Raw genomic sequence first — 11971 nt, forward strand, 5'->3', positions numbered from 1 at the left:
ACCGGTCGGATCGCCAGCAGCAGGGAAGCCGAGGACCGAGCTATGGCTGTCGAGTGGGTTGTCGCTGCGGGTGTGTTTATAGCTGCGAGTGCGGCGTTATGGGGCTTGAGTGCCTGGATGACGCGCCGTATCGAAGCGGCTGTTCCAAGTAACGGGCGCTTTCTGGAGGTCGATGGCGAGCGCTTTCATTATGTAGAAGAGGGCAAAGGGCCGCCGCTGGTGATGATCCACGGCCTCATGGGCAGCAGTCGCAACCTGACTTATGCCTTGTCTGCCCAATTGCGCGAGCACTTTCGGGTGATCACCCTGGACCGCCCCGGCTCAGGCTATTCCACCCGGCATAAAGGCACCGGTGCCGACCTGCAAAGCCAGGCCCGGCAAGTCGCGACCTTTATCCAGACCCTGGACCTGGGCCAGCCCCTGGTGCTGGGGCATTCCCTGGGCGGGGCGATTTCCCTGGCATTGGCCCTGGATCATCCCCATGCGGTGTCCGGGCTGGTGCTGGTGGCACCGCTGACCCACCCCCAGCGCATGATCCCCCTGGTGTTTCTATCGTTGGCGGTGCGCCCGGGCTGGCTGCGGCGCTGGGTCTCACGAACGCTGACGGTGCCCATCGGCATGCTCACCAGCGGCGCAGTGGTCAAGGCGGTGTTTGCCCCCGACCCGGCCCCGGCCGACTTCGCCACCCGTGGCGGTGGGATGCTGGGGATGCGCCCCGACAACTTCTATGCCGCCTCCACCGAAATCGGCCTGATCAATGATTACCTGCCGGATATGGTCAAGCGCTACCCCCAACTACGCCTGCCCATCGGCCTGATCTATGGCTCGCGGGACAAGGTGCTGGACTTTCGCAAACACGGCCAGGCCCTGGCGGACAAGGTGCCGGGGCTCAAAATGCAGGTGGTCGAAGGCCGCGGCCACATGCTGCCAATCACCGCCACCGAACGGGTGGCAGCCCTGGTGGAGCAGGTGGCCAAGCGCAGCAAGCCGGTAGAAAGCGCCACCGTCCTGCACCCGCCATTTGCACTGGCGAGCAAATAATCGTGCACCCCACGGCGTGGTCGAGAGTCGGTAACGCTTGCCCTAGACACCTGACCGAATGGATGAAAAAGAGACTGCCCGGTCACGTAGAAAAGGCTTCGAAAAAAGTAGTTGACGACCTAACGGTTCCGCGCTATTTATTTAAAAAAAATATTTCAATATTTATTTTGAAATGATTTTTGAAATGCCTAAGAGCGAATAAAATAATGAAAAAAAACGCCTTTTATCGCATGGTTGATTTCAAGCGGCTTTCAGTGCCGCCTGAACCTGTTTGCCTCTTTTGCTTCGCCCTCCCTCCCTGCCGCGCAGAGCGCCCGGAGGCTGCCATGAATCAGACCCTGGCCGCCCCGCACGTCTGGACTGACGGTAAGCGCCACCTGTGGTGGCTCGGCATCATGCCTTTGGCAACCCCGCTATTGTCCGGCGCGTTGGCCATCACCACCGGTGTGCAAGAACTGTGGTGGGTCGGCGTACTGGTAATTTTCGGCCTGATTCCATTGATCGACGGCCTGCTCGGCGAAGACGTCAGCAACCCGCCGGAATCTGCGGTCAGCGGCCTTGAATCGCAGAAGTACTACCGCTGGATCGTCTACACCGGCGTGTTGCTTGTTATCTCCTCCCTGGTGATTACCGGTTGGCTGGCCGTCAGCGGCATCGACTGGATGATCAACGGTGGGCTGCTGCAACTCACGGCGTCCATGGACCCTTCGAGCTGGATGGCGCAAACCGCCAGCTTCCTGACTGCCCGGGTGCAACTGCACGGTGAAGTCAGTTGGTTCACCTACCTGGGCATGGCCATGTCCACCGGCGCCGCCACCGGCATCGCGATCAACACCGCCCATGAACTGGGGCACAAGCCGCGCCTGCTGGAGATCGTGCTGGCCAAGATCACCCTGGCGCCGACTTTCTACGGGCACTTCTACACCGAACACAACCGTGGCCATCACGTGCGCGTCGCCACCCCGGAAGATCCGGCCAGCTCGCGGCTGGGAGAGAGTTTCTGGGCGTTCCTGCCGCGCTCGGTGTGGTTCAGTGCGCGCTCGGCCTGGAACCTGGAACGCGAACGTCTGCGCAAGCTTGGCTTGCCAGCCTGGCACTGGAAGAACGGCGTGCTCAGCGCCTGGATGTACAGCGTGGTGTTGTGGGGCGCAATGATTGCCTGGCTGGGCGTGGCGGTGATTCCCTTTCTGTTGATCCAGGGCATCTACGGCTTCTCGTTGCTGGAAGTGGTGAACTATGTCGAGCACTACGGCCTTAAACGCCAGAAGTTGCCCAATGGTCGTTATGAGCGGTGTTCGCCGCGCCACTCCTGGAACAGTAACCGTATTGTCACCAATATTTTTCTGTTCCAGTTGCAGCGCCACTCCGATCACCACGCCAACCCGACCCGCAGTTATCAGTCGTTGCGCCACTTTGATGAATCGCCGCAACTGCCCTATGGCTACGCCAGCATGATCGTCTGGGCCTATATCCCTTACTTGTGGCGCCGGCGCATGGATCATCGGGTACTGCGGCACTATTCGGGGGATGTCACCCTGGCCAATATCCAGCCATCCAAACGCTTGAAGATACTGGAGAAGTACGGCAAAACCAGCACCTTCTAATGTGAATCAACCGTTGTAGGGCGCACTCGGGATCTGTGTATCGCGCAGGTTTTTATCGCCCACGGTTTGCCGGTTTCGAGTGCTGCTTAGTTGCAAGAAAGTTGTTTGACCCTAACAAAAATAAAATCAAGGGAAGGACGTACACCATGCAAACACCTGCCAAGTTCACTACGCATATCGTGCTCGCCGCACTGGGCCTTATCGCCTATCACCAGGCCCAGGCCGCACGTATCGAGCCCGCCGGCAGTGCCTTCACAGCTCAGGGCCCCATCAGCTTTTCCAAGGGCGCGCTGATCAGCGCCGATTGCACCATCAAAGTGGCCGGCAAGGTTGCGGCCGATGGTTCGCAAGTCAATGTCGACAAGGTCGAGTTCGACGGCGGCCTCAAATGCAGCCGTGTCGAAGCCATCAACTTGCCATGGATCCTGGTGGCCAAGGACACCACCAGCGGCTCTATGTCGAAGATCAGCGTCGACGTGCACGCCTTTGGCCTGGGCGGCAAGTGCGGCCCATCCACCGCCGAAGGCACCTGGGATAACGCCACCGGCAAGTTGGAGGCGGCCAATGTGCCGATTGGCGAAGACTGCAAGATCAAGAGTGTGTCGATCAAGATGCCGCCGACTTTCAAAGTCGTCGAGTAATCACCCGAAGTTGTAGCGGTAATTGCATTGAAATTTGGCTGGAAAGGGAAGTTCTGCTGTTTCTCCGTGACCTCTCGATCATGGCCATTACCCCGGCGAAATGACTCGCCATACATGTGAGGAAAAATAATGAAAAGTTTCAAAACCCTCGTTTGTGTAAGTTCATTTGCTCTGTGCTTTGGCGCGGCTTCGATGGCCAGTGCGGCGTCGATTACCCCAAATGGCGCGTTTACCACTGACCCAGGCACCATTGTTGTCACGTCGCCGTCTTCCGGTGGGGCTCCAATCACTTGTGGCATTACGTTCGGCGGTACTGTTACCGCAGGCGTCGCGACTATTACTGCAGCAAGTCTGACCGGGGGTGGGCTGTGCGCATTGCCTACCTTGAAAAATATCCCATCTCCGGGGTGGAAGTTGACGGCTACCGGTTTTACGCCAAGTACTGGTGCGGGCACAGGCATTGTTGAGCGAGTAGGTTGGACTGTTGTGTTCCCACCGTCTAACTGCGGCGCAGGCACTATCAACGTCGCCTGGGACCAGGCAACGCAGATGCTGACCGCCGCCAATCAGCCGCTCTCCGGCAACTGCTCCGTGCAGTCTTTGAAAGTTAAAGCACCGACTCTGACCCTGGCTCCTTAAACCATCGCACTTATTAGTGCAAAGGGCTGATCACCCCTGAAAGACAGGTGCCTCTAGTGAGGCACCTGTTGAGGCAACCCGGATCGGTAAGGCCGACTCTGGTAGATAAAAATAAAAAGGAGTGGAGCATGAATAACAAGAAACAGCAGGCTCAGGCGTTACTTGGTCTGGCATTGTTGGGGGGGCTAATGGCTGTGGCCGGTCCGGTTCAGGCGGGCGGTTTCATGACTCCGACCTCGAACACGGCGGGTTGGGGCCGGGCGTTTGGTGGTGGTTCGATGTTCAAGAACGATCCGTCAGCGGCCTACAACAACCCTGCTGCAATGGCCTTCATTGACAAAACCATTTCGCAGTTCACCCTCAACTTCGCCAATATCGACATCAAGTACAAAGGGTCGGCCTACGACTATTCTGGCCGTCCAATGTCCGAAACTACCTTCGACGAAAACTACAACCCCACTTACAACGATCGTACCGGTAACGGTGGCCAGGCCGGCTTCGAGGCGTGGGTGCCTACGGGCTTTTTGGTGATTCCAATCAATAACCGTTTCGCCTTTGGTCTGAGCCAGGTGGTGCCCATGGGCGCCCGCACCACGTACGACCAGGATTGGAAAGGCCGCGACTTTGCAGTGGACACCCGAATTGAAACCGTTGGCCTGACTGGCTCGCTGTCGTTCAAGGTTAATGATGAGTTTTCCATCGGCGGTGGTGCGATTCTTCAGCACACCAAAGGTTTTGTGAGCCAGAACGTCGACCTGTATGCCGCTGCTGCGCAGTCGCCGGACTTCGGGATGATTCCGTTCCCGGCCGGCCAGGGCTTCGCCTTGATGCGTGTGAAGGTCGACAATAATTCCCTGGGCTGGTTTGCAGGGATGACCTGGAAGCCTACGGCGCAAGACACCCTGGGCTTGAACTACCACGCCAAGATCAAGAACAAGCTGGAGGGCAAGTACAACATGTACGCTGACCCGACCTCGGAAGGACTGATGACCATTCCGGTGGTCGACGGTAAAACCCTGGTCGAGCTGGCTTACCCCGGGCTGAAACTGTATCCGGGCGGTGCCAAGGCCTCCACGCAACTGGATATCCCTGCCAACGCGTCCCTGGACTGGGTACACGACTTCTCTGACCGCCTGACCCTGGGCGCCAGTGTGACCTGGACCCAATGGTCATCCTTCGAGGCGCTGACCTTGAAGTCCAATGGCAGCACCATCGTGTCGATCCCGTACAAGTACAAGAACACCTGGATGTACTCCTTCGGCGGCGACTACAAACTCACCGATGACTTCACCGTGCGCGCCGGTGTGGCCTTCGACCAGACCCCAACCCGCAACTCCACCCGTGACCCACGCATCCCGGATGGTGACCGCACCTTCGCCTCCCTGGGCTTTGGCTACAACATCCGCGCCATTCCTGGCCTGAGCATCGACGGCGCGTATTCCCGCCAGTTTGTGGAAACCGTCAAGCTCAAGACCAAGAACGTTGATCGGCTTGGCGCAGGTTCGCTGGACGGTAAATCCGAGGCCAAGGGTGAAGTGGTCAGCCTGTCGGCGACCTACGCCTTCTGACCTGAGGTTGTATCTGTGTAGTGCCTGGGTAAACGCATAGTCAGCGCATCTTTCTACTGCGTTTACCGGGTGCTGCATCCATGGGTCGCCCACGCGACCCCTTGTGATTTCCTTGCACTTCGACATTTCGGCTGACGCGTTCGGCCATGAATTTTTTCGCGAACCGATTAAATAAAAATTTCAAAACAAAATTTGAATTTAGCTTTTCAAGTTTGTAGTGTGGTGATCAGTCGCAGGTCATACCGGCTTGCTGACCTGCATGCCGTGCCCTGAATAAGTTGCCCTGAATAAGTAGAGGTATCTCCATGGTTATCTGGTTACTGGCGGGACTCGCTGCGGCGACGGCCCTGGCGTATCGACAAGCGGCAGCCACCTTGTGGCTGGGCGCTGGCCTGGCCTGGTTGGCCGGTGGCTATCTGTTCAGTGTGGTCGCAGGGTTTGGCCTGAGCGTTGCGGCGCTGCTGGTGGTGCTGCCGGCGCTGCTGCTGAGCATCAAGCCCCTGCGCCGTGCGCTGCTGACCAGCAAGGCCCTGGGCCTGTTTCGCACGATCATGCCGGCCATGTCCGACACTGAGCGCGCGGCCATCGAGTCCGGCACCGTGTGGTGGGACGCCGAGCTGTTCAGCGGCAAACCCAACTGGCAGCGCCTGCTGCAAGCTGCGCCGGCGCGCTTGAGCGCCGAAGAACAGGCGTTCCTCGACAACGAAGTGGAAACCCTCTGCGACATGGCCAACGACTGGGAAACCACCCAGGTCTGGCAGGACCTGTCGCCCGAAGGCTGGCAGTACACCAAGGACGCCGGTTTCCTCGGCATGATTATTCCCAAGCAATATGGCGGCAAGGGCTTCTCCCACTATGCCCATTCGCAGGTGGTGATGAAGCTGTCGACCCGTTGCTCGGCGGCGGCGATTTCGGTGATGGTTCCCAACTCCCTGGGCCCTGCCGAACTGTTACTGCATTACGGCACCGACGCCCAGCGCAATTACTACCTGCCGCGCCTGGCCCGTGGCGAAGACATTCCATGCTTTGCCCTGACCAGCCCCTATGCCGGCTCCGACGCCGGGGCGATTCCGGACCTGGGCATCGTCTGCAAGGGCATGCATGAAGGCCAGGAAGTGCTGGGCTTCAGCGTGACCTGGGACAAGCGCTATATCACCCTCGGCCCCATCGCCACGGTGCTGGGCCTGGCCTTTCGCGCCGAAGACCCCAACGGCTTGCTGGGCCAGCCCGGTTCGCTGGGCATCACCTGCGCCTTGATTCCCACGTCCCATCCCGGGGTGAACAGTGGTCGCCGCCATTGGCCCCTCAATGCGGTGTTCCAGAACGGCCCGACCACCGGCAAGGACGTGTTTATCCCTCTGGACTGGGTGATCGGCGGCCGCGAGCAAGTGGGCAACGGCTGGCGCATGCTGATGGAATGCCTGGCGGCCGGGCGGGCGATTTCCCTGCCGTCGGCCAACGTCGGCCTGGGCAAGGTGGCGGTACGCGGCACCACGGCCTACGCGGCGATGCGCAAGCAGTTCGGCCTGCCGATCGGCAAATTTGAAGGGGTACAGGCGCCTTTGGCACGCATGGCCGGGCACCTGTATGCCTGCGATGCGGTACGCAAGGTATCGGTAGCGTCGTTGGATGCCGGCGAGAAACCCTCGGTGATTTCGGCGATTGCCAAGTACCACGTCACCGAGCGTGCGCGGATCATCGTCAACGATGGCATGGACATCGTCGCCGGCAAGGGTATCTGCATGGGGCCCAACAACTTCCTGGCCCGTGCCTATCAGCAAAGCCCGATCGCGATCACCGTGGAAGGCGCAAACATCATGACCCGCTGCCTGATCATCTATGGCCAGGGCCTGATCCGTTGCCATCCTTACGTGTTCCGTGAGATGGAAGCGGCGCGCAACACCGATAATCGCCAGGCGTTGCTGGCGTTCGACAGTGCCATGTTCGGGCACCTGAGCTTTGTGCTGGCCAATACCGTACGGGCGGCAGTGCATTCCCTGACAGGCGGGCGGCTGATTGCCGTGCCTTCCAAGACCGACCCAGCGGTGGCGTCCTACTACCGCCAGGCCAATCGGCTGTCGGTGGTGCTGGCGTTGATTTCCGATATCTCCATGGGCGTGCTGGGCGGTGCGCTCAAGCGCAAGGAAAGCATCACCGGCCGCCTGGGCGATATTCTCTCCCAGCTCTACATCCTGTCCTGCGTGCTCAAGCGCTTTGAAGATGATGGCCGGCCCCAGGCCGATCTGCCGTTGGTCCATTGGTCGGCCCAGGATGCATTGTTGCGGGCCCATGAAGCCTTGGCCGAGGTGCTCGACAATTACCCCTCGAAGCCGGCGGCGGCGGTGATTCGTGGCTTGAGCTTCCCGTTCGGCATTCCCCAGCGCAAGCCGTCCGATCGCTTGCTGGCCCAGGTCGCGGAACTGGTGCAGACCCCCGGCGAAAGCCGCGACCGTTTGCTGGCCAATTCCTACATCCCACGTCCGGAAATCGACAAGCTGGCCTACGGCGAATTGGCGTTCCGCCTGTTGCCACAGGTGGAGTTGATCGAAGGGCGGCTCAAGGCGGCCGTCAAGCAAGGCACCCTCGAACCGATGCCGATCAGCACCACGGCCTTCACCGCCTGGCGCATCAAGGCCCGCGCCCTGGATTTGATCAGCGCCGACGAAGACGCGTTGTTGGCGCGCTATGTGGAGTACGCCGACCACGGTATCCAGGTGGACGACTTCCCGCAGGACTTTGGCTTGCTGGAGGCCTTGCAAAAGCGCCAGCAAACCTTGGAACAAGCAGCCAAGCCCAGCACCAGAAAGCGTGAAAACGCCCCGGTGAACTAAGCACCAACACGCGCCCTGTAGGAGCTGGCTTGCCAGCTCCTACAGGAGATTGGGTTTGCAGGTCAGGAAAACGGATCGATTTATGAGCGACAACTACCTCTCTTTTGTTAATTCCGCCTGGGGCCGTCGCCTGGCCCAGACCATTGGCTTGCCACAACCCTTGCCCCTGCAACGCCACCGCAGCGGCCAACAAGGCTTGGCCAACCCGGTAATCATCGCCGGGGCAGGGCGCCTGGCCGAGGAAGTGCGGCGCATCTTCAAGGCCACCGACACCGTGCCGGCCCAGGCCGCCACGCTCAAGGCGCCGTCCACGGTCAAGGTTCAGGGCGCGGTGTTCGATGCCAGCGCCGTGGTGGACCTCAAGCAACTGGACGAACTCTACGAATTCTTCCACGCCAATGCCCGGCGCCTGGGGCAACACGCTCGGGTGGTGGTGCTGGGCACCGCGCCCGAACACTGCCAGGACTTGCCCCAGGCGATCGCCCAGCGCGCCTTGGAGGGTTTGGTGCGGTCCCTGGCCAAGGAACTGCGGCGGGCGATCACTGTGCAGTTGATCTATGTCGCACCGGGGGCCGAGCAGGCGCTGGAAAGCAGCCTGCGGTTCTTCCTGTCGCGGCGTTCGGCCTATGTCTCGGGGCAGGTGGTGCGCCTGGAAAAACCGGTGGACGGCGCTCCTGTCATCAACTGGGACCAGCCCTTGAGCGGCCGCCGCGCCCTGGTCACCGGCGCCTCACGTGGCATCGGCCTGGCCATCGCCCAGGTCCTGGCCCGTGATGGCGCGCAGGTGGTCTGCGTGGATGTGCCGCAAGCGTTGTCATCCCTGGAGCAGGCGGCCAGCAGTGTCGACGGCCACGCCTGGGCGCTGGATATCACCGCCGCCGATGCGGTGCAGCAGTTGCAGGCCTATGTCGCCGAGCACGGCGCATTTGATGTGGTGGTGCACAACGCCGGGATCACCCGCGACAAGACCATCGCCAAGATGACCGAGGCGGCCTGGCGCAGTGTGCTGGCGGTCAACCTTGAAGCACCGTTGCAACTGAGCGAGGCCTTGCTGCAAGGGCAGGGGCTCAATGCCGGTGGGCGGATTGTCTGTGTGTCGTCGATCTCCGGGATCGCTGGCAACCTGGGGCAAAGCAACTACGCCACTTCCAAGGCCGGGGTGATTGGCCTGGTGCAGGGCCTGGCGCCGGTGGCGGCGGCGCGGCAGGTCACGGTCAATGCCGTGGCACCGGGTTTTATCGAGACCCAGATGACCGCGAAAATCCCGCTGATGATTCGCGAAGCGGGGCGGCGCATGAACTCCCTGTCCCAGGGCGGGCAACCCATCGACGTCGCCGAAACCATCGCCTGGCTGGCGCACCCGGCCTCGGGCGGGGTCAACGGCCAAGTGGTGCGGGTGTGCGGCCAAAGCCTGTTGGGAGCCTGAACATGGACTACGTGACGCAGATTATCGACCCGCCACCGTCGCGCAATCGCCTGCTGCTCGACGGCCTGCTGGCGCTGCGCAAGCCTACGCTTGAAGGCGTGCCGAGCTTGCCCAAGGAGCGCCTGGTGCGCTCGGCGGTGCCATTGTGCGCCCATGAGATTGCCGCCTATGGCCGGGCCTGTGGTTTTCGGCGTGAGCAAGGTGTGCCGCTGTCCTATCCCCATGTGCTGGCATTCCCCCTGCACTTGATGCTGCTGACGCGCCCCAGCTTCCCGTACCCGGCCAGTGGCATGGTGCATCTGGCCAATCGTATTCGCCAGCATCGGCGCCTGCAGGAAGGCCATGCCCTGCGTCTGGAAGTGTTTGCCGAACGCTGGGTGGCCCATGCCAAGGGCCAGGCCTTGAGCATCGCCACCCATGCCTACAGCGCTGGCGAGTTGGTGTGGCAAAGCGACAGCCTGTATCTGCGCCGGGATGTGGCCAACCCGGTGGGCGAGCCTTGGGGTGACAGCCTGGCCTTGCCCGAAGAAGGCTTGCGGCGCACTCAGCGCTGGGTGTTGCCAGCGGATCTGGGGCGGCGTTTTGCCAAGGTGTCGGGGGATTTCAACCCGATCCACACCTCGCTGATCGGTGCGCGCCTGTTCGGCTTTCGCCGGGCCATCGCCCATGGCATGTGGACCTTGGGCCGCGCCCTGGCCGCCCAACAACCGCCAGGCGGGCTGGACGTGGCCCAGGCCCATTGCGAGTTCAAGCTGCCGATCTTCCTGCCCGGCCAGGTCGCCCTGTGGAATGCCCCGGCAGACGGCCCCAACCGCGCGTTCGAGGTGCGCAACCCGGCGGGCGACAAGCCCCATATGCGCGGCCTGTTTATCTGGCATCCACGTTTTGATGAGAGTCGTCCATGAGTGACTACAGCTTCAGCCCCGCCCCGACGCGCCGGGTGGCGATTGTCGGCGGCAACCGCATTCCGTTTGCCCGCTCCAACACGGTATACGCCCACGACAGCAACCAGGATTTGCTGGTGGCCGCGCTGCAAGGCCTGGTGGACCGCTACAACCTCCACGGCCTGCGCCTGGGCGAGTTCGCTGCCGGCGCGGTGATCAAGCACTCACGGGATTTCAACCTGGCCCGCGAGTCGCTGCTGTCCACCACCTTGTCTGCCCAGACCCCGGCCTACGACCTGCAACAAGCCTGCGGCACCGGGCTGGAGGCGGCGCTGCTGGTGGCCAATAAAATCGCCCTCGGCCAGATTGAGGTGGGCATTGCCGGGGGGGCTGACACCACCTCCGACGCGCCCATCGGTATCAACGAATCCCTGCGCCGCACGCTGTTGGCGGCCAACCGCGCCAAGGGCAGCGGCAACAAACTGCGCAGCCTGTTGCAGGTGCGCCCGTCGATGTTTTTCAAGCCGCTGCTGCCGCGCAATGGCGAGCCGCGTACGGGCTTGTCCATGGGCGAGCACTGCGAAGAAATGGCCAAGCGCTGGCAGATCAAACGCCTGGCCCAGGACGAACTGACCCTCAGCAGTCACCAGCGTCTCGACGCGGCCTATAAAAACGGCTTTTTCGACGACCTGATCAGCCCCTATCGCGGCCTGGCTCGGGACAACAACCTGCGCGCCGATGCCAGCCTGGAGAAGCTCGCCAGCCTGGCCCCGGCCTACGATCGGCAGAACGGCACTCTCACGGCCGGTAACTCCACCCCCCTGACCGATGGCGCTTCGGTGGTGCTCCTAGCCAGTGAGGAGTGGGCCGCCGCCCGCGGCCTGCCGGTGTTGGCGTACCTGCGTACCTGCGTACCGGCGAGACCGCAGCGGTGAATTTTGTTGACGGCAGCGAAGGCCTGCTGATGGCCCCGGCCTATGCGGTGCCACGCATGCTGGCACGTGAGGGTCTGAGCTTTGCCGATTTTGATTTCTTCGAGATCCACGAAGCCTTCGCCGCCCAGGTGCTGTGTACCCTCAAGGCCTGGGAAGATGCCGATTACTGCCGCGAACGCCTCGGGCTGGACGCGCCGCTGGGCAGCATCGACCGCGCCAAAATGAACGTCAACGGCGGCTCCCTGGGCTGTGGCCATCCGTTCGCCGCCACCGGTGGCCGCCAGTTGGCGGCGCTGGCCAAAGCCATCCACCAGCGGGGGTGGCGGGCGCGGCTTGATTTCCATCTGTGCCGCCGGCGGCCTGGGCATTACCGCCATCGTTGAAAAGTAGCCGTACAAAAAC

General features: G+C 61.6%; 8 protein-coding genes and 1 pseudogene. All 9 read left to right on the forward strand.

Annotated elements, in window-relative coordinates:
• Positions 1-42 precede the first annotated feature (42 nt).
• Entirely contained in the window at positions 43-1041 is a 999-nt protein-coding gene (locus JTY93_RS10600; protein ID WP_240344451.1) for an alpha/beta fold hydrolase, read from the forward strand.
• A gap of 326 nt (positions 1042-1367) precedes the next feature.
• A complete protein-coding gene (locus JTY93_RS10605) occupies positions 1368-2645 on the forward strand; it encodes an alkane 1-monooxygenase (protein WP_205477845.1) in 1278 nt (425 codons plus the stop codon).
• A gap of 146 nt (positions 2646-2791) precedes the next feature.
• Positions 2792-3286: an alkane oxidation protein activator PraA gene (gene praA / locus JTY93_RS10610; protein ID WP_169996329.1), complete on the forward strand. Its 495-nt coding sequence runs from the start codon at positions 2792-2794 to the stop codon at positions 3284-3286.
• Between the two features lie 129 nt (positions 3287-3415).
• The gene (gene praB / locus JTY93_RS10615) at positions 3416-3925 is read left to right on the forward strand and encodes an alkane oxidation protein activator PraB (protein ID WP_205477846.1); all 510 of its coding nucleotides are present in this window, start codon (positions 3416-3418) and stop codon (positions 3923-3925) included.
• A gap of 128 nt (positions 3926-4053) precedes the next feature.
• Positions 4054-5493 (forward strand): outer membrane protein transport protein, encoded by a 1440-nt coding sequence (locus tag JTY93_RS10620; protein WP_205477847.1) that lies wholly within the window; start codon positions 4054-4056, stop codon positions 5491-5493.
• A gap of 305 nt (positions 5494-5798) precedes the next feature.
• Positions 5799-8324: an acyl-CoA dehydrogenase gene (locus JTY93_RS10625; protein WP_205477848.1), complete on the forward strand. Its 2526-nt coding sequence runs from the start codon at positions 5799-5801 to the stop codon at positions 8322-8324.
• An 82-nt stretch (positions 8325-8406) separates the two neighbouring features.
• Positions 8407-9750 (forward strand): 3-oxoacyl-ACP reductase, encoded by a 1344-nt coding sequence (locus JTY93_RS10630; protein WP_205477849.1) that lies wholly within the window; start codon positions 8407-8409, stop codon positions 9748-9750.
• Positions 9751-9752: 2 nt separating this feature from the next.
• Positions 9753-10655 carry a MaoC/PaaZ C-terminal domain-containing protein gene (locus JTY93_RS10635; RefSeq protein ID WP_205477850.1) on the forward strand — a complete coding sequence of 301 codons (903 nt, stop codon included), beginning with the start codon at positions 9753-9755 and terminating at the stop codon, positions 10653-10655.
• Positions 10652-11959, forward strand: a pseudogene (locus tag JTY93_RS10640) (acetyl-CoA C-acetyltransferase). The gene JTY93_RS10635 and the pseudogene JTY93_RS10640 overlap by 4 nt, the downstream one beginning before the upstream one ends.
• Positions 11960-11971: the final 12 nt, after the last annotated feature.

Origin of the sequence: Pseudomonas hygromyciniae (assembly GCF_016925675.1) — a bacterium.
Lineage (GTDB): Bacteria > Pseudomonadota > Gammaproteobacteria > Pseudomonadales > Pseudomonadaceae > Aquipseudomonas > Aquipseudomonas hygromyciniae.